General features: G+C 70.9%; 20 protein-coding genes. 9 read left to right on the plus strand and 11 right to left on the minus strand.

Features of this window, described 5'->3' with window-relative positions; all coding sequences use genetic code 11:
- Both G3I54_RS01325 and G3I54_RS01330 read left to right on the plus strand, forming a co-directional pair.
- A partial coding sequence (locus tag G3I54_RS01325) for an LCP family protein (protein ID WP_239144178.1) occupies positions 1–1,496 on the plus strand: 1,496 nt, incomplete at its 5' end.
- A 37-nt stretch (positions 1,497–1,533) separates the two neighbouring features.
- A complete protein-coding gene (locus tag G3I54_RS01330; RefSeq protein ID WP_203685389.1) occupies positions 1,534–3,273 on the plus strand; it encodes an LCP family protein in 1,740 nt (579 codons plus the stop codon).
- A gap of 80 nt (positions 3,274–3,353) precedes the next feature.
- Here the strand turns inward: G3I54_RS01330 and G3I54_RS01335 are convergent, their stop codons facing one another.
- Entirely contained in the window at positions 3,354–4,382 is a 1,029-nt protein-coding gene (locus G3I54_RS01335) for a glycosyltransferase family 2 protein (protein WP_164610206.1), read from the minus strand.
- 405 nt (positions 4,383–4,787) lie between these two features.
- Here G3I54_RS01335 and G3I54_RS01340 point away from each other — a divergent pair, with 405 nt between their 5' ends.
- A complete protein-coding gene (locus G3I54_RS01340) occupies positions 4,788–6,170 on the plus strand; it encodes an LCP family protein (protein ID WP_164610280.1) in 1,383 nt (460 codons plus the stop codon).
- A 23-nt stretch (positions 6,171–6,193) separates the two neighbouring features.
- Here G3I54_RS01340 and G3I54_RS01345 read toward each other — a convergent pair whose 3' ends face one another.
- Positions 6,194–6,763 (minus strand): acyl-CoA thioesterase, encoded by a 570-nt coding sequence (locus G3I54_RS01345; RefSeq protein WP_164610208.1) that lies wholly within the window; start codon positions 6,761–6,763, stop codon positions 6,194–6,196.
- A gap of 117 nt (positions 6,764–6,880) precedes the next feature.
- Here G3I54_RS01345 and G3I54_RS01350 point away from each other — a divergent pair, with 117 nt between their 5' ends.
- Complete coding sequence (locus G3I54_RS01350) at positions 6,881–8,206, plus strand: LCP family protein (RefSeq protein WP_164610210.1); 1,326 nt, start codon at positions 6,881–6,883, stop codon at positions 8,204–8,206.
- Positions 8,207–8,306: 100 nt separating this feature from the next.
- Here the strand turns inward: G3I54_RS01350 and G3I54_RS01355 are convergent, their stop codons facing one another.
- The 4 genes from G3I54_RS01355 to G3I54_RS01370 form a co-directional block, all read right to left on the minus strand.
- Entirely contained in the window at positions 8,307–9,353 is a 1,047-nt protein-coding gene (locus G3I54_RS01355; RefSeq protein ID WP_164610212.1) for a DUF5954 family protein, read from the minus strand.
- A 364-nt stretch (positions 9,354–9,717) separates the two neighbouring features.
- The gene (locus tag G3I54_RS01360; RefSeq protein ID WP_164610214.1) at positions 9,718–10,296 is read right to left on the minus strand and encodes a hypothetical protein; all 579 of its coding nucleotides are present in this window, start codon (positions 10,294–10,296) and stop codon (positions 9,718–9,720) included.
- A gap of 123 nt (positions 10,297–10,419) precedes the next feature.
- Entirely contained in the window at positions 10,420–11,229 is an 810-nt protein-coding gene (locus G3I54_RS01365) for a class I SAM-dependent methyltransferase (protein WP_164610281.1), read from the minus strand.
- A gap of 119 nt (positions 11,230–11,348) precedes the next feature.
- The gene (locus G3I54_RS01370; protein ID WP_164610216.1) at positions 11,349–11,873 is read right to left on the minus strand and encodes an AAA family ATPase; all 525 of its coding nucleotides are present in this window, start codon (positions 11,871–11,873) and stop codon (positions 11,349–11,351) included.
- 100 nt (positions 11,874–11,973) lie between these two features.
- Here G3I54_RS01370 and G3I54_RS01375 point away from each other — a divergent pair, with 100 nt between their 5' ends.
- Positions 11,974–12,561: a 1,4-alpha-glucan branching protein gene (locus tag G3I54_RS01375; RefSeq protein ID WP_164610218.1), complete on the plus strand. Its 588-nt coding sequence runs from the start codon at positions 11,974–11,976 to the stop codon at positions 12,559–12,561.
- A 36-nt stretch (positions 12,562–12,597) separates the two neighbouring features.
- On the opposite strand, the gene G3I54_RS01380 is transcribed toward G3I54_RS01375, so the two are convergent.
- Positions 12,598–13,068: a hypothetical protein gene (locus tag G3I54_RS01380; RefSeq protein WP_164610220.1), complete on the minus strand. Its 471-nt coding sequence runs from the start codon at positions 13,066–13,068 to the stop codon at positions 12,598–12,600.
- 151 nt (positions 13,069–13,219) lie between these two features.
- On the opposite strand from G3I54_RS01380, the gene G3I54_RS01385 reads away from it, so the two are divergent.
- Positions 13,220–13,792 carry a dihydrofolate reductase family protein gene (locus G3I54_RS01385; protein ID WP_164610284.1) on the plus strand — a complete coding sequence of 191 codons (573 nt, stop codon included), beginning with the start codon at positions 13,220–13,222 and terminating at the stop codon, positions 13,790–13,792.
- Between the two features lie 64 nt (positions 13,793–13,856).
- Here G3I54_RS01385 and G3I54_RS01390 read toward each other — a convergent pair whose 3' ends face one another.
- Positions 13,857–15,014 carry an acyl-CoA dehydrogenase gene (locus G3I54_RS01390; protein WP_030568754.1) on the minus strand — a complete coding sequence of 386 codons (1,158 nt, stop codon included), beginning with the start codon at positions 15,012–15,014 and terminating at the stop codon, positions 13,857–13,859.
- Between the two features lie 207 nt (positions 15,015–15,221).
- On the opposite strand from G3I54_RS01390, the gene G3I54_RS01395 reads away from it, so the two are divergent.
- Entirely contained in the window at positions 15,222–16,565 is a 1,344-nt protein-coding gene (locus G3I54_RS01395) for a UDP-glucose/GDP-mannose dehydrogenase family protein (protein ID WP_164610222.1), read from the plus strand.
- 149 nt (positions 16,566–16,714) lie between these two features.
- Positions 16,715–17,896, plus strand: a complete 1,182-nt coding sequence (locus G3I54_RS01400; RefSeq protein ID WP_164610224.1) for a GDSL-type esterase/lipase family protein — start codon at positions 16,715–16,717, stop codon at positions 17,894–17,896.
- A 46-nt stretch (positions 17,897–17,942) separates the two neighbouring features.
- Here the strand turns inward: G3I54_RS01400 and G3I54_RS01405 are convergent, their stop codons facing one another.
- The 3 genes from G3I54_RS01405 to G3I54_RS01415 are packed head-to-tail and all read right to left on the minus strand — an operon-like array spanning position 17,943 to position 20,831.
- Entirely contained in the window at positions 17,943–19,136 is a 1,194-nt protein-coding gene (locus G3I54_RS01405) for a dipeptidase (protein ID WP_164610226.1), read from the minus strand.
- Between the two features lie 10 nt (positions 19,137–19,146).
- Entirely contained in the window at positions 19,147–19,695 is a 549-nt protein-coding gene (gene purE / locus G3I54_RS01410) for a 5-(carboxyamino)imidazole ribonucleotide mutase (protein WP_164610228.1), read from the minus strand.
- The gene (locus G3I54_RS01415) at positions 19,692–20,831 is read right to left on the minus strand and encodes a 5-(carboxyamino)imidazole ribonucleotide synthase (RefSeq protein ID WP_164610230.1); all 1,140 of its coding nucleotides are present in this window, start codon (positions 20,829–20,831) and stop codon (positions 19,692–19,694) included. Before G3I54_RS01415 ends, purE begins: the two co-directional genes overlap by 4 nt.
- A 177-nt stretch (positions 20,832–21,008) precedes the next feature.
- Between G3I54_RS01415 and G3I54_RS01420 the strand changes: the two genes are divergently transcribed.
- Positions 21,009–21,530, plus strand: coding sequence for a GtrA family protein (locus tag G3I54_RS01420; protein ID WP_137234354.1), 522 nt, complete (start codon positions 21,009–21,011; stop codon positions 21,528–21,530).
- Positions 21,531–21,539: the final 9 nt, after the last annotated feature.

Genomic DNA, 21,539 nt, shown 5'->3' on the forward strand with positions numbered 1-21,539 from the left:
GCGGCGGGCGCGGCACGGAACCGCCCGCGTCCGGCCGCCGCAAGCGCAAGCCCAAGAAGTCGCGCAAGAAGAAGGCGCTGCTGTGGACGGGCGGGGTCGTGGCGTTCGTCGTGGTCGCCACCTCGATCGGCGTGTACGCCGTGTACCAGAAGCTCAACGGCAACATCGACACCATCGACGTGGGCGACGCCGGCAGCAAGAACGTCCTCAGCGACGGCCCGATGAACATCCTGATCATCGGCACCGACAAGCGCACCGGCAAGGGCAACGAGGGGTACGGCGACAAGGGCAGCGAGGGCCACGCCGACACCACCATCCTGTTCCACGTCTCCGAGGACCGGACCAACGCGACGGCGATGAGCATCCCGCGCGACCTGATGACCGAGATCCCCGAGTGCGAGACGAAGCAGTCGGACGGCACCTCCACCACGATCCCCGGCACCCCGAACGAACGCTTCAACACCAGCCTCGGCCAGAGCGGCCGCAATCCCGGCTGCACCATGAAGACGGTCGAGAACATCACCGGCCTCAAGCCGGACCACTTCATGATGGTCGACTTCAACGCGGTCAAGGAGCTGACCACCGCGGTCGGCGGCGTCAAGGTCTGCATGGCCAAACCGGTCGACGACCCCAAGTCCCATCTGAAGCTGCCCGCGGGCGAGTCGAAGGTGGCGGGCGAGGACGCGCTGGCCCTGCTGCGCACCCGGCACAGCTTCGGCAACGAGAGCGACCTGGACCGGATCAAGGTGCAGCAGCAGTTCCTCGCCTCGATGATCCGCCAGATGAAGTCGAGCGACACCCTGACCAACCCGAAGAAGCTGTACACGCTGGCCGACGCGGCCACCAACGCGCTGACCGTCGACACGGGCATCGGCGACGCGAAGAAGCTGATGACGCTGGCCCAGGAGATCGGCAAGGTCGACACGAAGAACGTCACCTTCCTGACGATGCCGGTCATCGACAACCCGGCCGAGCCGAAGCCCATCACCGTGGTCGTGGACCCGGTCAAGGGCGAGCAGCTCTTCGCGATGATGCGTTCCGACACCTCGTTGACCGAGGTGAAGCAGAAGGAGAAGGCCGCCAAGGGCAAGCAGGCGGCCCTGCTCAAGGGCCCGAAGGCCGAGCCCGCCGACGTACGCGTGGACGTCCTCAACGGCGGTGAGATCCCCGGCGCGGCCGGCGCGACCGTCACCTGGCTCCAGAACGAGCAGGGGGTGCTGAAGTCCACCAACAAGGCCAACGCACCCGAGAAGATCAAGAAGACGACGCTGGAGTACGCGCCCAACCAGGCCGATCAGGCCCGGGCGCTCGCCGCGATGATGGGGCTGCCCGCCGCGGCCATGAAGCAGGGCACCGCCGACGCCGAGGGGCTCGAGGCGATGGTGCTCACGCTGGGGGCGGACTTCAAGGGCGCGGGCCAGCTCATCACCGGGCCGGCGAAGGCGCCGGAAGGCGTCGAGCAGGCAAGCGCCGACAAGGCGGTATGCGCCAAGTGACACCGGGTCACCGCGCCACAGCGGAAATCTGAACAGCATGGGGGGTCCGGTGGGACGGAGCAGCACGCCCGGGGAGAGGACGCGATCACGCGTCCGCCGCGCCGATCAGCACGGCTGGGACGAGAGCCTGTACGAGGGCGACGGGCCGGGTGACGGGGGCGGGCCGGACGACGGCGGCGGGTCGGGCGGTGAGGGCCGGCCGGGGGACGGCCATCGGGCCACGAAGGGCCGGCGCGGCAACGGGGGCGGCGGTGACGGCGCCCAGGGGCGCAGCAGCCGCCGGGCGCCCAAGAGCGGCAAGCGGCGCGTACTGCGCTGGAGCGCCTCCGTGCTCGCGGTGCTGATACTCGCCACCGGTGGCGCCGGTTACGTCTACTACGAGTACCTCAACAGCAACATCAAGAAAGAGAAGCTGACCCTCGGCGACAAGCAGATGGCCGATCACAAGGCCAACGCCGCCGGGCAGACCCCGCTCAACATCCTGCTCATCGGCTCCGACGCCCGGGACTCCAAGGCCAACCAGAAGCTGGGCGGCGCGAAGGACACCTTCGGGGCCCCGCCGCTCGCCGATGTGCAGATGCTGCTCCACCTCTCCGCGGACCGCTCCAACCTCTCCGTCATCAGCATGCCGCGCGACACCATGCTGAAGATGCCCAAGTGCACGGCCCCGGACGGCGAGGTCTACCCGGCCAGCACCGGAGACGTACAGACCAACGAGAGCCTGGGCCGCGGCGGTCCGGGGTGCACGGTGGCCACCTGGTACGAGCTGACCGGCATCCGGATCGACCACTTCATGATGATCGACTTCGCCGGTGTGGTCTCGATGGCCGACGCGATCGGCGGCGTGCCCGTCTGTGTGGACGCCAACATCAACTCGCGTGGCCGGGACGGCAAGGGCTCGGGGCTGAAGCTGGAGAAGGGCACCACGTCCATCCAGGGCGAGCAGGCCCTCCAGTGGCTGCGTACGCGGTACGGCTTCGAGGACAACACCGACCTCGGGCGGGCCAAGGCGCAGCACCAGTACATGAACTCGATGGTGCGTCAGCTGCGCAAGGGCACCAAGCTGAGCGACCCGGCGAAGCTGATGAACCTCGCCGAGGCGGCCACCAAGGCGCTGACGGTCGACAAGGGCCTCGACACGGTCAAGAAGCTCTACGACCTGGCCGAGGAGTTCAAGAAGGTCCCGACGAAGCGCATCACGATGTCGACGATGCCGAATGTGTACGGCACGGGCGTGAACGACGGCCGGGTCTATCCGAAGGCGGGCGACGCGGAGCAGCTGTTCCGGATGGTCCGCGACGACATCCCGCTGGACGGCAAGGCCTCCAAGCGGAAGAAGCCGGAGGAGCCCAAGGACCCGTCGGCGCCGGTCGGCGAGATCGCCGTCTCCGTACGGAACGGGACCGCCACCGACGCGCTCGGACCGGCCTCGGGGCGTGCTGGCGACGTGGCGGACCAGCTGAAGAACGCGGGCTTCGGGCGGACCACCGTCGACTCGGGCAATGTGACGGGGGCGGCCCGGACCGGGATCCTGTATCCGAGCGCGGATCTGGAGGGCGACGCGCAGGCGGTCGCCAAGGCGCTGGGCATTCCGCTGTCGCAGGTGAAGAAGTCCACCGACGTCTCGGGGATCTCGCTCGCGGTGGGCGCGGACTGGCGCGAGGACGAGGCCTATCCGGTGTCCAAGGGCACGGAGAAGACTCCGGAGTCGGCGGGCGCGCTCAACGGCGAGGAAGAGGGGGCCTGCATGAAGGTCAACCCGAACTACACCTGGTGACCCCGTAACGGCACGCCCGTACGCGAAGGGCCCCACCGCCGGTTTCCGTTCCGGCGGTGGGGCCCTCGTGCGTCGTCGTCTCAGACGGTCTCGCTGCTGCCGGTCATCGCCGGGCGGCGGCTCGCGATGACCTTCCTGGCCAGGGACCGGGGGCTGGTGAGGAAGCCGAAGCCCCAGCACATGTGCATCGTCGCCAGGGCCACCGGGATCTGCGCGCGGGCCTTCAGCGAGAGGCCCTTGCCCGCGGGCAGCGATCCGGCGACGATCGCGGCCACGTAACCGCCCGGGACGACCAGCGCCCACGGGGTGACGGCCGCACCGAGGACCAGGCCCGCCGCGATGGCGACGACGGCGGTCGGCGGGGCCAGGTAGCGGAGGTTGATCGAGCCGGCGTGGTAACGGGCGACGACATGGCGCCAGCGGCCGTAGTCCTTGTACTGCTTGGCGAGCGCCTTCACCGTGGGGCGCGGGCGGTACTGCACCTTCAGCTCGGGCGAGAACCAGATCAGCCCGCCGGCCTCGCGGATGCGGAAGTTCAGCTCCCAGTCCTGGGCGCGGATGAACTCGACGTTGTAGCCGTCGGCCCGCTCCAGCGCCTCGCGGCGGAAGACGCCGAGGTAGACGGTCTCGGCCGGGCCCGCCTGGCCGCCGGTGTGGAAGGCCGCGTTGCCGACGCCGATCTTCGAGGTCATCGCGGCGGCGACGGCCTCCTCCCAGGCGTTCTCGCCCTCGGCGTGCATGATGCCGCCGACGTTCTGCGCGCCGGTCTCCTCCAGGAGGCGGACGGCGGTCGCGATGTAGTTCGGCGAGAGCATGCCGTGGCCGTCGACCCGTACGACGACGGGGTGGCGGGAGGCCTTGATCGCCGCGTTGAGGGCGGCGGGGGTGCGGCCGGTGGGGTTGGGCACGGTGTGGACGCGGGGGTCCTCGGCGACCAGTTCGGCGGCGATCTCGTCCGTCCGGTCGGCGGAGGGGCCGAGCGCGATCACGACCTCCATCTCACCGGCGTACTCCTGCTCCAGGATGTGCCGGACCGAGTTCCTGAGATGGCGTTCCTCGTTGAGCACCGGCATGATCACGGAGACGGCGGGGTACTGCGCGGCAGACATGTGGTCCTCGGGGTGTCCTCGGGGCGCCGGGGGTTCGCACCCCAGGGGGCGGCGTTATTCGGCCGCCACGTTACCGCGAATGGGGGACACCGGTGCGCGCCGCCGGGTCGTGGGCCGGGGCGGAGATCGTATGGGCCTACCGTGCGATTGGTCCCTTCCACCTGTCCCCTGCATCTCCCGTATCTCCTGCGTCTCCCCCGTACCCGCCCCGTCGTACCTGGCCCCCTCGCACCGCAGAGGTGTCTCCCTTGCACCCCGGAGGTGTCTCCCCCCGTGCCCACGCCGCAACGACCGCAGCGCCCCCAGCGCCCGCCGCACCCCCGTACCACTCCCCCGCGACGCCGTCCGCCCCAGGGCGCCCGGCCGGTGCGCCGCCGCAAGCAGGACGAGCGGCCGCGCTGGGGCATGCGGGTGGCCACCGGTCTGTCGGTGCTGGTGCTGGGCGCGGGTGGGATCGGTCACGCCGTGGTCAGCAGCTTGGAGGGCGGGATCGGCCGGGTCGATCCGTTCAAGGACATGAAGAACCGCCCGCAGGGGGGCCACGGCACGAATCTGCTGCTCGTGGGCACCGACGGCCGGGACACGATCACCAAGGCCGAGAAGCAGAAGTACAAGCTCGGCGGCGCGCCCTGCCACTGCACCGACACGATCATGCTGGTCCATCTGTCGGCCGACCGGCAGCGGGCGAGCGTGGTCAGCCTCCCCCGGGACAGTTACGCCGAGATGCCCGCCCACACCGACCGCACCACGGGCAAGCACCACGAGAGCCACCCGGTGAAGCTGAACGCCGCGTACGCGGAGGGCGGGCCCACGCTGACCGTGCGGACCGTCGAGAACATGACCAAGGTCAAGATCGACCACTATCTGGAGGTCGACTTCACCAGCTTCATGAAGACGGTGGACGCGGTGGGCGGGGTGAAGATCTGCACGGCCCGGCCGATGAAAGACTCGTACACCGGTCTGGACCTGCCCGCGGGCACCCATGAGCTGGACGGCGGCCGGGCGCTCCAGTACGTGCGCTCGCGCCATGTGGACGTGGCCGCCGACCTGGGCCGGATGGAGCGCCAGCAGAAGTTCATGGCGGCGCTGATCAAGCAGGCGACGAGCAGCGGGGTGCTGCTGAACCCGGTGAAGTTCCAGCAGGTCTCCGCCTCGGCGCTGGGCTCGGTCCGGGCCGACGAGGGCTTCGGTACGGAGCAGATGCTGGCGCTCGGCAAGGCGATGAAGGACTTCGGCCCGGCCTCGTCGGAGTTCGCCTCCGTGCCCGTCGGCAACCCCAGTTTCCCGGTCAAGGGCATCGGCTCCACCGTGCAGTGGGACGCGAAGAAGTCGAAGAAGCTGTTCCAGGCGCTGCGCGAGGACAAGCCGCTGGCCCCGGCGAAGCCGAAGCCCGCGGCCGGTCCGAAGCAGCCTCCGGCCACGCTCGTGGACGTGGCGCCGAAGGACATCCGGGTGCAGGTCTACAACGGGACCCCGAAGGACGGACTGGGCCGGACCGTGGACGAGGCGCTGCGGGCCACCGGGTTCACCACCGGCGAGGCGCCGCTCAACGGGGAGCTGCGGGATCTGAAGCGGACGCTCGTGGAGTACGACCCGCGCTGGGACCGCTCGGCGAAGTCCCTGGCCACCGCCCTGCCCGGGAGCGAGCTGAAGGCGGTGAAGGGCCAGGGACCGCTGATGAAGGTGACCGTGGGCGCGGACTTCACGAAGGTGCAGCGGGTGAAGGCGGAGAGCCGGCAGACGGGCGAGTTCTCCACGGTGACGGGCGACGAGGTGGTGTGCCCGTAGGGCCGTGAGGCAGCCTCGCGGGCTCAGTCGTCGATGCCGTCGGCGACGCGCTTCTCGCGCAGTTCCTTGATCGCGCGGCGGCGGGCGAGCCGGTGGGTGCGCCGGATCTGCGCCTCCTGGTAGCGCCGGTTGTCGCGCTCGGTCTCGGGGATCACCGGCGGTACGCGGCGCGGCTTGCCGTCCCCGTCGACGGCGGCGAAGACCAGATAGGCGCTGCCGACCTGCTGGGCGGGGGTCGACTCGTTCCAGCGTTCGGCCATCACGCGCACGCCGACCTCCATGGAGGAGCGGCCCGTCCAGTTGACCTGGGCCTTCACATGGACGAGGTCACCGACACGGACCGGCTCCAGGAACACCATCTCGTCCATCGAGGCGGTCACGGCGGGCCCGCCGGAGTGCCGGCCGGCCACCGCGCCCGCGGCGTCGTCGACCAGTTTCATGATCACGCCACCGTGCACCGTGCCGAGGAGGTTGGTGTCGCTGCCGGTCATGATGTGGCTGAGGGTGGTCCGGGACGCCGCGGTCGGCTTGCCCGGAATCTCGCCTTCCGAGCGGTTGGCCTGATCTGTTACGCCAGTGGCCTGATCTGTCATACAGTCCACCTTATGCGGGGGCCGCGATCCCGCAGAATGCATCAGGTTCGCAACAGCCCTGGTGCGATTTCCCTTACACCCTGTAATAGCCGTGGGCCGGGACGGCACACTGTTCGGATGAACGATTGGCCCGATCGACGGACCGGCGACCGCAGCGAGCGCTACGGGCGGGGCAGTGCCAGCCCCCAGCCCGAGAGCGCGCGGGCGATGCCGCACATCCAGCGCCGCCCGGCCACGCCGCGAAGGCCGCAGACCCCGCCGCAGAGGCCGCAGGTGCCGCCGCAGAGCCAGGGGTACGACGACCGCTACCAGGACGGCGGCTACGGCAACAGCCCCGACCCGGGGTACGACAGCGGCTACAACACGGGCCAGGTCTACGGCTCGGGCGGCGGCGGCTCCGACGGCCGGGGCGGCGGTGGCCGTCGCGGCGGCGGTGACGGAGGTTACGTCCAGGGCCGCCCGGCACCGGACTGGCGCCGCCGGATCAAGCTCGGCGCGCTGACCCTGGTGGTCGTGGTGCTCGCGGTCTCGATCTCGACGTATTTCTGGGCCGACTCGAAGCTGAAGCGCGAGGTCGACCTCTCCAAGGTCATCGAGCGGCCGAAGTCCGGCGACGGCACGAACTATCTGATCGTCGGCTCCGACAGCCGCGAGGGCATGTCGGACGAGGAGAAGAAGCGGCTGCGCACCGGTTCCGCCGAGGGCAAGCGCACCGACTCGATGATGATCCTGCACGACGGCTCCAACGGCCCGACGCTGATCTCGCTGCCGCGCGACTCCAACGTGGAGATCCCGTCCTTCAAGGGGTCCGAGTCCGGGAAGATGTTCCAGGGCACCGGCCGGCAGGTGAAGCTGAACGCCGCCTACGCCGAGGACGGACCCGAACTCCTGGTCCGTACGGTCGAGTTCAACACCGGCCTGCACATCGACCACTACGTCGAAATCGGCTTCGGCGGCTTCGCGAAGATCGTGGACGCGATCGGCGGGGTCGAGCTGGACATCCCGAAGGCCTTCAAGGACAAGAAGTCCGGGGCCGACTTCAAGGCGGGCAAGCAGACCCTGAACGGCGAGCAGTCCCTCGCCTTCGTCCGGACCCGCTACGCGTTCGCGGGCAGCGACCTGGACCGTACGAAGAACCAGCAGAAGTTCCTCGCGGCGCTGGCGAGCCAGACGGCGACCCCGTCCACGATCATCAACCCGTTCAAGCTGTACCCGACGATGGGCGCGGGCCTGGACACGCTGATCGTGGACAAGGACATGTCGCTCTGGTCGCTGGCCAACATGTTCTTCGCGATGAAGGGCGTCACGGGCGGTGACGGTACGTCGCTGAACATGCCGATCTCGGGCAGCGTCGGCGGGAACCTGGTCTGGGACAAGGCCAAGGTGAAGCAGCTGGTGCAGCAGCTCAACAACGACGAGAAGGTCACGGTCACCGGCAACTGAGGCCGGGGCAAGGCTGGTTGATGCGGTACGGGCCCGGGGGCCCGCCGGGCGGTACGCCGCCCGGCGGGCCCCCGGCGCTTTCGCCGACCCGCTTACTCGTCTATTCGCCGTAGGTGACGACGCCGCGCTCGTCCATGGTCGGGTGGATCTTGGAGGGGCCGTAGTCGTCCACGTCGGAGGTGCGCGGCGTCTCCGGCCCGTCCGGCCCGATACGCATCACCCGCTCGACGCGCACGACCTCGTACTGCCGCCCCCGCACCACGAGTTCATTGGGCCTCCGGCGCGCGGTGAACTTCTTCGCGGCCCGCGCGTGGATGGCCGCCTCCTTCTCGTCCACCTTCATCCACTCGGGCAGCTCCGGCATGTCCGGCAGATCCGGCAGCTCGGGCACGGGCCGGGTGAGGTGGTGGACGAGGGCGCGCCGGGCGCCCTGCGGGGTGGAGTACTGCCCGGTCACCATCGACCAGGACATCTCCTTGCGCTCCACCACCCGGAACGTCGTCGGCAGGAGCACGACCCCCGGGTGGGTGGCCAACGCCCGCCGGGAGTCGGCCCGTACGTCCTCGGGGAAGCGGCTCGCGGTGTAGGAGAGCTGGAGCAGCCCGGCCCGGTCGATCCCCTCGGCCAGCCCGACGGCAGCCGCGTGGTCGACCACGAAGCCCTTGGTACGGGAGGGGTCCGGCGCGTCCGGGTCCCAGCTGTCGTCGTCCGGGTCGGTGGCCCGGGGCGGCTCCAGGCGCCCGTCGCCGATCCGGGTGAACTCGTCGGCCCGCACGACGCGGTAGCGGACGCCGTCCGCCGTCACCTCGTTGACCGGCTCGGTCTCCAGCCGGGTCACGGCCTCCAGCAACGACCGCCGCACGGCCCGGTCCTCGACGTCGTCCTTGGCCCTGAACCAGAGCAGCGAGTTCAGCTCGTCGCGGGCCATCTGCGGGAACCCGGTGTCGAGTTCACCCAGCAGCCGCCAGCGCGGCCGGTCCCCGCGCCGCTGCTCGGCAAGCCCGAACAGCGGCCCCCGCACCACGATGTTCGGATACTTGCGGACCGAGGCGAACGCATCCGCCTGGGTGACCTCGAAGACCGGGTCGTCGCGGTGGGTGACGTTGATGGTGAGATGGTCCGGCGACTTCCCCGGGTAATCGTCCATGTACTCAGTGTGCCGAAGAGGGGGCGCCGGTGTCGGGGTTTCCGCCAGCAAGGCTGGGCCGCAGGGAAATTGACGCTCCGGAAGATCTTCTTCACGCCGAGAGGCGGCACCTGTGGCGGCGGCTTCCGCGCTGTCGCCCTCGACCGGGACCTCGGCGCCCGGTACCTGTCGATCGGTCTCACCTTCGGTGCGGGGGAACCGGCCGCCTACACCGACGCCCCGGCCCGCCGGGTGCCCGGCCCCGTAGCACCCTTGGTGGAGTCGGTGCTGGACGACGAGGCCATGGGCGACTGCCTGCTGAACCTCCGTGCGGACCCCCCGCGGCAGGTTGCCGACTTCTCGTCCATCGGTCCTCCGGGTTCTGTCAGGCGGCGCAGTCGTATTGCCTGGTCAGGTTCTCCACGGCCTCGACGATCACGGTGCGCGAATCCTTCATCAGGGACGCGTAGTTCCAGTCCTGTCCGACGACGGCCACCGGTGAGATCTTGAGGGTGACCGTGACGTACTGCGCGTCGGGCCGCTTCATCTCCTTCGCGCAGCCGTCCGGCAGTTGGACCTCGCTCCGCCGCCGGCCCACCCAGCCCATGAGGCCGTTCCCGATGCGGGTGGCGCCCTTCGGGGGGTCGTTCAGCGTCTCGGTGGGCCGCACGTCCAGGGTGTACTGGAGCCGCGCGCTGCTCTTGTCCTCAGCGCCGACCCGGTTGACGAAGCAGATCGTGGAGAAGATCGGGTCCTTCGGCTCGGCCGCGGACCCTGAGCTGTTCGGGATGAACTCGTCTACCTGGACGGCCCCGCCCTTGCCGTCCTGGAGCAGGCCCGCGGTCTCCTCCGTCAGCATGCCGAGACACAGGTTCTGCTCGCGCAGTTTCTTGAGCTCGGTCGGCCAGAGGTCGACCGCCGCGACGACGAGCGCGGCGGGCAGCACCAGGTACTTCTTGTTCATGACTCCGTGCTCTCCCCCCTCGGCGCCCGGAACCTCGCAGCCGCCTGCCGCGTCACGATACCCGCGCGGCCAGGGCCGTTGAGGTGTCGGGGCCCGACGGCCTCTCGTGGCCCGGCAAGGCCCTCAAGCCGTTGCCGCCGCCAGCAGGGCGACGTGGGGAAGTGCCAGCGTGCCGTCCGGCGTACGGAATTCGGCGCTGAGATCGTCGTACGCCCGCCTGGCCGCCGCCACCCCCTCCGCGCCCCCGCTGTTGAGGACCTGGCCGATCGCGCCGATCCCCTGTTCCGCCCCCGCCCACCAGGTGTCGGGATCGCAGCGGTGCTCCCAGGCCACCTCGGAGCACTGGGCGTCGAGGAGTCCGGCCGCGTCGAGCAGGGTCGCGAGGCCTTCGGGCGTACGGGGGAAGTCGTCCTCGGGGGCGAGGGCCGGGAGCCAGTCGGGGCGGGTGAGGCGGGCGGCCTGGGCGGCTCGGCCGATCAGGGTCTGGCCGGGGGCTCCGGGTGACCGCCAGATGGTGACCGCCAGCCGGCCGCCGGGGCGGGTGATCCGGCGGAGCTCGGCCAGCGCTTCGCGGGGGCGGCCCACGTGGTTGAGCACGAAGTTGCCGACGACCGCGTCGAACGTGTCGTCCGCGTAGGGCAGTTCGGGCAAACGGGCGATGTGCGCCGCCGCGATGCCCGGGACGGCCAGGCGGGTCGCCTCCGCCATGCCCGGTTCGGCGTCGGCCGCGTACACCCTCGCTCCGCGCGCGACCGCCGCCGCGCTCACGGTCCCGCTGCCGCAGCCGACGTCGAGCACGCGCGTGCCGCGCCCGGTGCCGGCGGCGTCGAGCAGGGCCGCCGCCGGGTGGGCGCAGAGCCGGGCGTAGGTGCGGGCGTACGCCTCGGCCTTGCCGGACCAGATGCGCCGCTCGGCGTGGTCGAAGGCGGTCATGGCGGTCACGTCGGTCACGGTCGTCACGCGTGGTCCCCTTCGGGTCGGGTTCGGCGAAGTCCTCGCGGAGGGCGTCGGGACGGCCTCCACCGGGCGGGGCGACTGCTCGTGCGCACTCGTCAGCTCGTGCGCACCTTCCGCAGCACGGTCTCCGCCACCTCGGCGGGCACGACGCCCGTCGTGTCGACCACCTGAGCCTCACGGCGGAGCCAGGGCAGAGCCTGCTCGTAGTCGGTCAGATGGTCCAGGCGCCACTGCTTGGCACCGGCGCTCTCGGGCTTGGTGTCGGTCTCGATGCGTTCGACGAGGGTGTCCCGGTCGGTGTGCAGCAGGAAGTGGTGCACGGGGATGCCGGCCCTCGTCAGGCCGTCGTGGATCTCCCGCCAGTACGGCTCGACCAGGACCGTCTGGGTGACCACCAGCGTGCCGCCCACATGGTCGAGGACCTGCCGTGCGGTCTCCACCACGAGGCCTCGCCAGGGCGGGAAGTCCTGGAAGTCCTTCTCCGGGACTCCGAGGACGTGCCGGAGCATCCAGCCGACCGTCTCCGTGTCGAAGAGCCGGGACTCCGGGAGGAGCGAGGTCACCTCCTTCGCGGTGGTGGTCTTGCCCGCGCCGAAGGTTCCGTTCAGCCAGATGATCATCGTTCCACCCTAGGGGCAGACGGGCGCCGGCTCCCGATAGGTTTCGGTCACACCCGCCGTGAGGACGGCCGGACCCGGTTCTACGCATGAGGGAGCTCGCATGGCATCCATCCACCGCACCACCATGACGCCCACGAAGCTGGAGCTCATCACCGGCTGGCTGCCGAAGCAGAGCTGGTACGTGGGAGCCGCGGGCACGCCGGATCTGGTCAAGGCCGGCGGGTTCCGCCTGGACGATCCGGACGGGGCGGTCGGGATCGAGTTCATGGTCGTGGTGGACGCGGCCGACGCGCCGGAGCCGGTGGCGTATCTGGTGCCGCTGGGCTACCGGGGCGCGGCGCTGGAGGGCGTACCCGGTGAGGCGCTGATCGGCACCTCCGAGCATGGGGTGCTCGGCACCCGGTGGGTCTACGACGGCGCCCACGATCCGGTGGTGCTGGCGCAGTTGAACGCTCTTCTGCGCGGTGAGGCCACGCCGCAGCACCAGAGCCTGAGCGACACCCTTGACCCGACCGTCACCGTGCAGGGAGCCGCACCCGGACCCGACGACGCGTACGACGTTCGGATCAGCCGCGTCCTGCGGGCGACGGAAGCCGAGCAGGGGGCGGCGGTGCGTCTCGTCGGCGGCTGGAGCCGGCCGGACGGAACGGCCGCACGTGGAGTGTTCGCGGCGGTCTCGCCGCGGTAGGACGTCGCGCGAGCACCGGCACCGGGGGCGGCGGCCTCATGCGACCGGCCCCTTCGGTTCGAGTTCGGCGAAGTCCTCGTGGAGGGCGTCGAGATGGCGGCCGGTCGGCGCGCCGGCCGGGTCCAGTTCCGCCAGTCGCCAGCCGGGCAGCTGCGCCTCGACCTCGGCGGGAAGCGATCCGTCCGCCGGGTCCGCCAGGGCGTACAGCACCCCGAACGCCGTCTCCCGGGCGACCTCGCGGGCCAGTGCGCCCAGGTCCTCGGGGGTGAGCCCGGCCGCCAGGGCCCGGTCGACGGCGTCGGCGGCCGCGCCGTCGGTGCGGTAGGCGGCCACCCACCGGGGCACCTCCGTGGCCCAGGCGTCGACGTCCTGCCACACCGTGCGCAGGAGGCGGTAGCGGGCGAGCTGCGGCAGCCCCTCCTCCGTCTCGGACTCGGCCCAGTCCCGGGCGTCGGCATCCGCCCCCAGGGCTCCGAAGAGGGCGGTCAGCCTGTCGAGTTCGGTCATGGGGAGGGAGGGTACCGGCCGTGGTCCGGACGGATGGGCCTGGCCGGACCGATGAGTTTCGGCGGGGTGCGCGGTCAGTACATCCGTGAGAGTGGGCGCCCCACGGGCCACCCGCCACGAGATGCCCGTACGAGACACCTGGGAGACCCCGATGCGCACCCTGATCAGCACCGCCTTCGTTTCGCTCGACGGCGTCATGGAAGCCCCGGGCGGCGAGCCCGGCTACCGGAACTCGGGGTGGACGTTCAAGGACGTGGAGTTCCTGCCGGAGGCGTACGAGCTCAAGGGGCGGGAGCAGGAGGAGGCCGCGGCCCTGCTGCTGGGCCGGGCCAGTTACGAGGCGTTCAGCCCGGTGTGGCCGGGCATGGAGGAGTTCACCGGGTACAAGGCGATGCCGAAGTACGTCGTCTCCACCCGGCTGACCGACGGCGACCTGGTCGCCGACTGGGGCGAGACCACGATCCTGCGGTCGCTGGACGAGGTCGCCGCTCTCAAGGAGACCGAGGGCGGCCCGATCATCATCCACGGCAGCACCGAGCTGAACCGGAACCTCGCGGACGCCGACCTCATCGACCGGTACCACCTGCTCGTCTTCCCGCTCCTGCTCGGCGCGGGAAAGCGCCTGTTCAGCACGACGGACAAGGACGCCCAGAAGCTGAAGCTGGTCGAGTACGAGGCGTACGCCAACGGGATCCAGAAGAACGTGTTCGACGTCGTTCGTTGACGATCACCGGGCCCCCTGCCGGACAGGAGGAGGGCCCGGTGCGAGAACACCGCCACGAGCACCATTACGGCAGGTTGCGGGCCATCACGATGCGCTGGACCTGGTTCGTGCCCTCGTAGATCTGGGTGATCTTGGCGTCGCGCATCATGCGCTCGACCGGGTAGTCCCGCGTGTAGCCGTAGCCGCCGAGCAGCTGGACGGCGTCCGTGGTGACCTCCATGGCGACGTCGGAGGCGAAGCACTTGGCGGCCGCGCCGAAGAACGTGAGGTCGCCGTCGACGCGCTCGGACTTGGCGGCGGCCGAGTAGGTGAGCTGGCGGGCCGCCTCCAGCTTCATCGCCATGTCGGCGAGCATGAACTGGATGCCCTGGAAGTCCGCGATCGGCTTGCCGAACTGCTTGCGCTCCTGGACGTACCCCTTGGCGTAGTCCAGCGCGCCCTGGGCGATGCCGAGGGCCTGGGCCGCGATGGTGATGCGGGTGTGGTCCAGGGTCTTCATCGCCGTGGCGAAGCCCGTGCCCTCCTCGCCGATCATGCGGTCGGCGGGGATCCGGACGTTGTCGAGGTAGACCTCGCGGGTCGGGGAGCCCTTGATGCCGAGCTTCTTCTCCGGGGCGCCGAAGGAGACGCCCTCGTCGGACTTCTCGACGACGAACGCGGAGATGCCCTTGGAGCGCTTCGTCGGGTCGGTGACCGCCATGACCGTGTAGTACTCGGAGACGCCCGCGTTGGTGATCCAGCGCTTCACACCGTTGAGGACCCAGAAGTCGCCGTCGCGCACGGCCTTCGTCTTCATGCCCGCCGCGTCCGAGCCGGCGTCCGGCTCGGAGAGGGCGTACGAGAACATCGCGTCGCCCTTGGCGAGCGGGCCCAGGTATTTGGCCTTCAGCTCCTCGGATCCGGAGAGGATCACCGGGAGCGAGCCGAGCTTGTTGACGGCCGGGATCAGGGAGGAGGAGGCACAGGCGCGGGCCACCTCCTCGATCACGATGACCGTGGCGAGCGCGTCGGCGCCGGCCCCGCCGTACTCCTCCGGCACGTGGACGGCATGCAGGTCCGAGGCGACCAGGGCGTCCAGCGCCTCCTGCGGGAAGCGGCTCTCCTCGTCGACCGCTGCGGCGAAGGGGGCGATCTTCGTCTCGGCGAGCGCGCGGATGGTCTCGCGGAGCATGTCGTGCTCCTCGGCCGGACGGTACAGGTCGAAATCGGTCGAACCCGCCAAGACGCTCACTCCCCAGATGCTAACTACCGTTAAGTAACTCAATTTTAGTGCGACGACCGTCCGACGGCATACGTGCCGCGTACGTGAGCTTGCCGACAGGGGTGGGGCATGAGGGAGGTACCGGGCATATCGAGCGGTGAATTCCGGCCTCCGGGTCCCCGACTATGCTCGGTCCGCACGTCCGTCCGTATCTTCCAGGAGCACTCCATGGCCCTCAGGATCACTGTGATCGGCACCGGCTATCTCGGCGCCACCCATGCCGCGGCCATGGCCGAGCTGGGCTTCGAGGTCCTGGGGCTCGACATCGTGCCGGAGAAGGTCCAGCTGCTGTCCGGCGGGCGCGTGCCGATGTACGAGCCGGGGCTCGAAGAGATGCTCCAGCGGCATGTCGCCGGTATCGAGGGGTCCACCGGGCGGCTGCGCTTCACCACCTCCTGGGAGGAGGTCGGGGAGTTCGGCGATGTGCACTTCGTCTGCGTGAACACTCCGCAGAAGCACGGCGAGTACGCGTGTGACATGAGCTATGTGGACAGCGCCTTCGAGTCGCTGGCCCCGCATCTGACCCGGCCGGTCCTGGTCGTCGGCAAGTCGACCGTCCCGGTCGGCTCCGCCGCCCGCCTCGCGGACCGGCTCGCCGAGCTGGCTCCGGTGGGCGCCGGCGCCGAGCTGGCCTGGAACCCGGAGTTCCTCCGCGAGGGCTTCGCCGTGCAGGACACCCTGCATCCGGACCGGATCGTGGTGGGCGTGCGCAGCGAGACCGCCGAGAAGCTGCTGCGCGAGGTGTACGCCGGGCCGGTGGCCGAGGGCTCTCCGTTCGTGGTCACCGACTTCCCGACCGCCGAGCTGGTGAAGACCTCCGCGAACTCCTTCCTGGCCACCAAGATCTCCTTCATCAACGCGATGGCCGAGGTCTGCGAGGCCGCCGACGGGGACGTCGTGAAGCTCGCGGAGGCCATCGGGCACGACGAGCGCATCGGGAAGAAGTTCCTGCGGGCCGGGATCGGCTTCGGCGGCGGCTGCCTGCCCAAGGACATCCGCGCCTTCATGGCGCGCGCCGGAGAGCTGGGCGCGGACCAGGCGCTCACCTTCCTCCGCGAGGTCGACTCCATCAACATGCGCCGCCGCGGCCACATGGTGGAGCTGGCCCGGGAGGCGGTGGGCGGCGACTCGTTCCTCGGCAAGCGGGTCGCGGTGCTGGGCGCCGCGTTCAAGCCCGACTCCGACGACGTACGCGACTCCCCCGCGCTCAACGTCGCCGGGCAGATCCACCTCCAGGGCGGCCAGGTGACCGTGTTCGACCCGAAGGGGATGGACAACGCCCGGCGGCTGTTCCCGACGCTCGGTTACGCCGACTCCGCGCTGGAGGCGGTGCGCGGCGCGGATGTGGTGCTGCACCTGACGGAGTGGCGCGAGTTCCGCGAGCTGGACCCGGCCGAGCTGGGCGAGGTGGCCGCCCGCCGGATCATCCTGGACGGCCGCAACGCCCTGGACAGTGCCGTGTGGCGCGAGGCCGGCTGGACCTACCGGGCGATGGGCCGCCCGAAGGCCTGAGCCTGAGGGGTCCGCGGCCGGATTCGCGCACGTTCCGCGGACGGGCTCCGGCTTTGCGCGTGCGTTCCGCGGACGGGCTCCGGCTTTGGGCGTGCGTTCCGCGGGCGGGCTCCGGCTTTGCGCGTGCGTTCCGCGGACAGGCTGAGCGCATGGACGACTTGCGCGACCCCATCACCACTCCCCTCACCGACGACCTGTTGCGCGGCGCGCTCGACCTGGAGCGCACCGCGCGCGGCGGCCTGCTCCCGCACCGGCTGCCCGCCGCCGCACGGGCCCGGTTCGACGATGACGAGGAGCTGGCGCGGGCGGAGTCCCAGCCCTCCGGGGTGCGGGTGGTGTTCCGCACCCGCGCCACCGTCGTCGAGCTGGGTCTCCGGCGCACGGTCGTCGGCTACCAGGGCGTTCCGCCCGGCCCGGACGGCGCGTACGACCTGCACATCGACGGGGAGCCGGCCGGGCGGGCCACGGCGAGCGGCGGCGATGTCGTGCTCGTCGATCTGGCGGACGGTTCGAGGAAGACGTTCCCCGGGCGGATCGGCCGCGTCCGGTTCGACGGGCTGCCCGGGCGGGAGAAGGACGTCGAGATCTGGCTGCCGTACACCGAGACCGTCGAACTGATCGACCTGCGCACCGACGCCCCCGTCGCGGCCGTGGCGCCGGGCGGGCGCCGGGTGTGGCTGCACCACGGCAGTTCGATCAGCCACGGTTCCGCGGCCGACAGCTCGGCCACCGCCTGGCCCGCTCTGGCCGCCGCCGCGGCAGACGTGGAGCTGGTCAACCTGTCGCTGGCCGGCAACGCCCTGCTCGACCCGTTCACCGCGCGCGCCCTGCGGGACACCCCCGCCGATCTGATCAGCGTCAAGATCGGCATCAACCTCGTCAACCGCGACCTGATGCGGCTGCGCGCCTTCGGCCCGGCCGTGCACGGGTTCCTCGACACCATCCGCGAAGGGCGGCCCGCCACGCCGCTGCTCGTCGTCTCGCCCGTGCTCTGCCCCGCCCACGAGGACACTCCGGGGCCCGCGGCGCCGGAGTTCAGGGACGGGAAGGTGGAGTTCAGCGCGCTGGGCGACCCGGCGGAGACCGCCTCGGGCAAGCTGACCCTGGGCGTCGTCCGCGCGGAGCTGGCCAGGATCGTGGCGGAGCGGGCGGCGGCGGACCCGTATCTCTTCCAGCTGGACGGGCGCGCGCTGTACGGCGCGGCGGACCACGCCGAGCTGCCGCTGCCGGACCGCCTCCACCCGGACGCCGCCGCCCACCGCCGCATGGGCGAGCGCTTCGGGGCGCTCGCCTTCGGTCCGGGCGGACCGTTCGCGGCGGTGGGCGGGTAGGGCTGCGCGGCTCCAGGGCCTGTCGTCGCCCGGCAGTCGGCAGGCCCTAGCGAAGCGGGCCGTCCAGCTCGGCGATCGTCGCGTGGGACGGGCCGCGCCCGCTCTGCTCGTCGCGGGCCACGGCCTCCGCGTCGCGCAGTACCCGTACGGAGTTCTGCCAGGTGAGCTTGGCGAGGTCGCCCTCGGACCAGTTGCGCCGCAGCAGCTCGGCGATCAGGTTCGGGTAGCCGGAGACGTCCTCCAGGCCGCGCGGGGTGAACGCCGTGCCGTCGTAGTCGCCGCCGATGCCGATGTGGTCGACGCCCGCGACCGCGCGCATGTGGTCCAGGTGGTCCGCGATGGTCGATGCGGTGGCCTCGGGGCGCGGGTGGGCCGCCTCGAAGTCCTCGTGGATGCGCATCGCGACCGGGGTGGTGTCGAGGTGGTGCAGTCCGTGCTCGCGCATGTTGCGGTCGGCGGCCAGGGTCCAGGCGACGGCCTCGGGCAGCACGAACTTCGGGACGAAGGTCGCCATCGCGACGCCGCCGTTGGCCGGGAGGGCGGCGAGCACGTCGTCGGGGATGTTGCGCGGGTGGTCGCAGACGGCGCGGGCCGAGGAGTGCGAGAAGATCACCGGCGCGGTGCTGGTGGCGAGCGCGTCGCGCATGACGCCGTCGGCGACGTGGCTGAGGTCGACCAGCATGCCGACGCGGTTCATCTCGCGGACGACCTCGTGGCCGAAGGCGGAGAGCCCGCCGAGGCGCGGCAGGTCCGTCGCGCTGTCGGCCCAGTCGATGTTGTCGTTGTGGGTGAGCGTCATGTAGCGGACGCCCAGGTCGTACAGCGCGCGCAGGGTGCCCAGCGAGTTGTTGATGGAGTGGCCGCCCTCGGCGCCCATCAGGGAGGCGATGCGGCCCTCGGCGCGGGCCTTCTCCAGGTCGTCGGCGGTGAGCGCCTGGCGCAGGTGCGTCGGGTAGCGGGCGATCAGCTCGCCCACGACGTCGATCTGCTCCAGGGTGGCGCTGACGGCCGCGTCGCCGGTCAGGTCGGTGCGGACGTACACCGACCAGAACTGGCCGCCGACCCCGCCGGCCCGCAGCCGGTTCAGGTCGGTGTGGAGCAGGCCGCGCTGGTCGGCGGCGATGTCCCGGGCGTCGAGGTCGTAGCCGACCTGTTCGCGCAGGGCCCAGGGGAGGTCGTTGTGTCCGTCGACAACGGGGTGGGCGGCGAGGAGTTCGCGGGCGCGCTGCACGTAGTCCATCTGCCGGCCCCTACTTTCCGAAGCCGAAGGAGTCGGAGCCCTGGACCTTGGAGCGCAGTCGCTTGCCCTTCTCGGTGGCCTGGGCGTTCAGCTCCTGCAGGAACTCCCGCATCCGCTCCTGGAGCGCGGGGTCGCTCGCGGCGAGGATCCGGGCGGCCAGCAGGCCCGCGTTGCGCGCGCCGCCGACCGAGACGGTGGCGACGGGCACCCCGGCGGGCATCTGGACGATGGAGAGCAGGCTGTCCATGCCGTCCAGGTACTTCAGCGGCACCGGTACGCCGATGACCGGCAGCGGGGTGACCGAGGCCAGCATCCCGGGCAGGTGGGCGGCCCCGCCCGCGCCCGCGACGATCGCCTTCAGGCCGCGGCCCGCCGCTTCCTCGCCGTACGCGATCATCTCGCGCGGCATGCGGTGGGCGGAGACGACGTCGACCTCGTAGGGGATCTCGAACTCGTCGAGCGCCTTGGCGGCGGCCTCCATGACGGGCCAGTCGGAGTCCGATCCCATGACGATGCCGACGAGCGGGGCGGCGGGGGATCCGGTGCCGGGGGAAGTCATTCGGTGATCGTTCCTCGCAGGTAGTCGGCCGCGTGCCGGGCGCGCTCCCGCACGTCCGCCAGGTCGTCGCCGTAGGTGTTGACGTGTCCGACCTTGCGGCCGGGCTTCACGTCCTTGCCGTACATGTGGATCTTGAGCTGCGGGTCGCGGGCCATGCAGTGCAGATACGCCTGGTACATGTCCGGGTAGTCGCCGCCCAGGACGTTGCACATGACCGTCCAGGGGGCGCGCGGGCGCGGGTCGCCGAGCGGGAGGTCGAGGACCGCCCGTACGTGGTTGGCGAACTGCGAGGTGATCGCGCCGTCCTGGGTCCAGTGGCCGGAGTTGTGCGGGCGCATCGCCAGCTCGTTGACCAGGATGCGGCCGTCCCGGGTCTCGAACAGCTCCACCGCGAGGTGGCCGACGACACCGAGCTCGGCGGCGATACGGAGCGCGAGCTGCTGGGCCTCGCCGGCCAGCGCCTCGTCCAGCTCCGGGGCCGGGGCGATCACCGTGTCGCAGACGCCGTCGACCTGGATGGACTCCACCACCGGATAGGCCACGGCCTGGCCGTGCGGCGAGCGGACGATGTTCGCCGCGAGCTCCCGTACGAAGTCGACCTTCTCCTCCGCGAGGACCGGAACGCCGGCGCGGAACGGGTCGGCCGCGTCCGCCTCGGAGCGGACCACCCACACGCCCTTGCCGTCGTACCCGCCGCGCACGGTCTTGAGGATGACGGGGAAGCCCCCGGCCTCCTCGGCGAACGCGGCGGCGTCGGCCGGGTCGCTCACGATGCGGTTACGGGGGCAGGGGGCGCCGATCTCCAGGAGTTTGGCGCGCATCACCCCCTTGTCCTGGGCGTGCACCAGGGCATCGGGGCCGGGGCGCACGGGGATGCCGTCCGCCTCCAGGGCCCGCAGGTGCTCGGTGGGCACGTGCTCGTGGTCGAAGGTGATCACGTCGCAGCCGTGCGCGAAGGCGCGGAGCGTGTCCAGGTCGCGATAGTCGCCGATGACGACCTCGCTGACCACCTGGGCCGCCGAGTCCTGGGGCGTGTCACTGAGGAGCTTGAATTTCAGGCCGAGGGGGATACCCGCCTCGTGGGTCATGCGGGCGAGCTGACCGCCGCCGACCATGCCGACTACCGGGAACGTCACGACTCCAGGGTATCCGGCGCGCCGGTGGTTCCCGGACGGCCGTACGGATGCCGTCCGCCCGCCGCCCCTGCGGACTCACGGGCGTCACACGGGTGGGCTGGTTAGCATGGCGGAGTTGACGTGCTTACGTCGACACGTCATCCAGACGCCTTCCGACGGACGGGGCCAGCGATCACCATGAGCGAACCGGGCGCACTGCGGACCCGGCTTGAGCTGCTGGCCCGGGAGGTCGCCAAGTTCGGCGCGGTCGGCGCTTTCGGCCTGCTGGTCAACATCGCGGTCTTCAACCTGCTGCGGCACACCACGGACCTCCAGGTGGTCCGGGCGAGCGTGCTGGCGACCTTCGTCGCGATCCTCTTCAACTACGTGGGCTTCCGCTACTGGACCTACCGGGACCGCGACAAGACCGGCCGGACCCGTGAGCTGGCGCTCTTCCTGCTGTTCAGTGCGGCGGGCGCGGTGATCGAGACGGGCGTGCTGTACCTGGCGACGTACGGCTTCGGCTGGAACACCCCGGTCCAGAGCAATGTCTTCAAGATCGTCGGCATCGGGATCGCCACCCTGTTCCGCTTCTGGTCCTACCGGACCTGGGTCTTCAAGACCCTGCCCGCCAAGGAGGCCGTGCTGAGCGCGGAACGGTTTCTGGAGCAGCGCAGGCCGACGGAGGAACGGGTAGCGCCCGATCCCGTACGGAACTGACCCACGGCG

The organism is Streptomyces sp. SID14515 (assembly GCF_010548505.1).
Classification (GTDB): domain Bacteria; phylum Actinomycetota; class Actinomycetes; order Streptomycetales; family Streptomycetaceae; genus Streptomyces; species Streptomyces caviscabies.

Bases quoted from the DNA above. Each gene is read 5' to 3' on its own strand.
- G3I54_RS01345 (WP_164610208.1), bottom strand. From the start codon at position 6,763: ATGACAGATCAGGCCACTGGCGTAACAGATCAGGCCAACCGCTCGGAA.
- G3I54_RS01420 (WP_137234354.1), top strand. From the start codon at position 21,009: ATGAGCGAACCGGGCGCACTGCGGACCCGGCTTGAGCTGCTGGCCCGG.
- G3I54_RS01375 (WP_164610218.1), top strand. From the start codon at position 11,974: ATGGCATCCATCCACCGCACCACCATGACGCCCACGAAGCTGGAGCTC.
- G3I54_RS01340 (WP_164610280.1), top strand. From the start codon at position 4,788: ATGCGGGTGGCCACCGGTCTGTCGGTGCTGGTGCTGGGCGCGGGTGGG.
- G3I54_RS01365 (WP_164610281.1), bottom strand. From the start codon at position 11,229: ATGACCGCCTTCGACCACGCCGAGCGGCGCATCTGGTCCGGCAAGGCC.
- G3I54_RS01400 (WP_164610224.1), top strand. From the start codon at position 16,715: ATGGACGACTTGCGCGACCCCATCACCACTCCCCTCACCGACGACCTG.
- G3I54_RS01330 (WP_203685389.1), top strand. From the start codon at position 1,534: ATGGGGGGTCCGGTGGGACGGAGCAGCACGCCCGGGGAGAGGACGCGA.
- G3I54_RS01355 (WP_164610212.1), bottom strand. From the start codon at position 9,353: ATGGACGATTACCCGGGGAAGTCGCCGGACCATCTCACCATCAACGTC.
- G3I54_RS01395 (WP_164610222.1), top strand. From the start codon at position 15,222: ATGGCCCTCAGGATCACTGTGATCGGCACCGGCTATCTCGGCGCCACC.
- G3I54_RS01370 (WP_164610216.1), bottom strand. From the start codon at position 11,873: ATGATCATCTGGCTGAACGGAACCTTCGGCGCGGGCAAGACCACCACC.
- G3I54_RS01350 (WP_164610210.1), top strand. From the start codon at position 6,881: ATGAACGATTGGCCCGATCGACGGACCGGCGACCGCAGCGAGCGCTAC.
- G3I54_RS01405 (WP_164610226.1), bottom strand. From the start codon at position 19,136: ATGGACTACGTGCAGCGCGCCCGCGAACTCCTCGCCGCCCACCCCGTT.
- purE (WP_164610228.1), bottom strand. From the start codon at position 19,695: ATGACTTCCCCCGGCACCGGATCCCCCGCCGCCCCGCTCGTCGGCATC.
- G3I54_RS01360 (WP_164610214.1), bottom strand. From the start codon at position 10,296: ATGAACAAGAAGTACCTGGTGCTGCCCGCCGCGCTCGTCGTCGCGGCG.
- G3I54_RS01335 (WP_164610206.1), bottom strand. From the start codon at position 4,382: ATGTCTGCCGCGCAGTACCCCGCCGTCTCCGTGATCATGCCGGTGCTC.
- G3I54_RS01380 (WP_164610220.1), bottom strand. From the start codon at position 13,068: ATGACCGAACTCGACAGGCTGACCGCCCTCTTCGGAGCCCTGGGGGCG.
- G3I54_RS01385 (WP_164610284.1), top strand. From the start codon at position 13,220: ATGCGCACCCTGATCAGCACCGCCTTCGTTTCGCTCGACGGCGTCATG.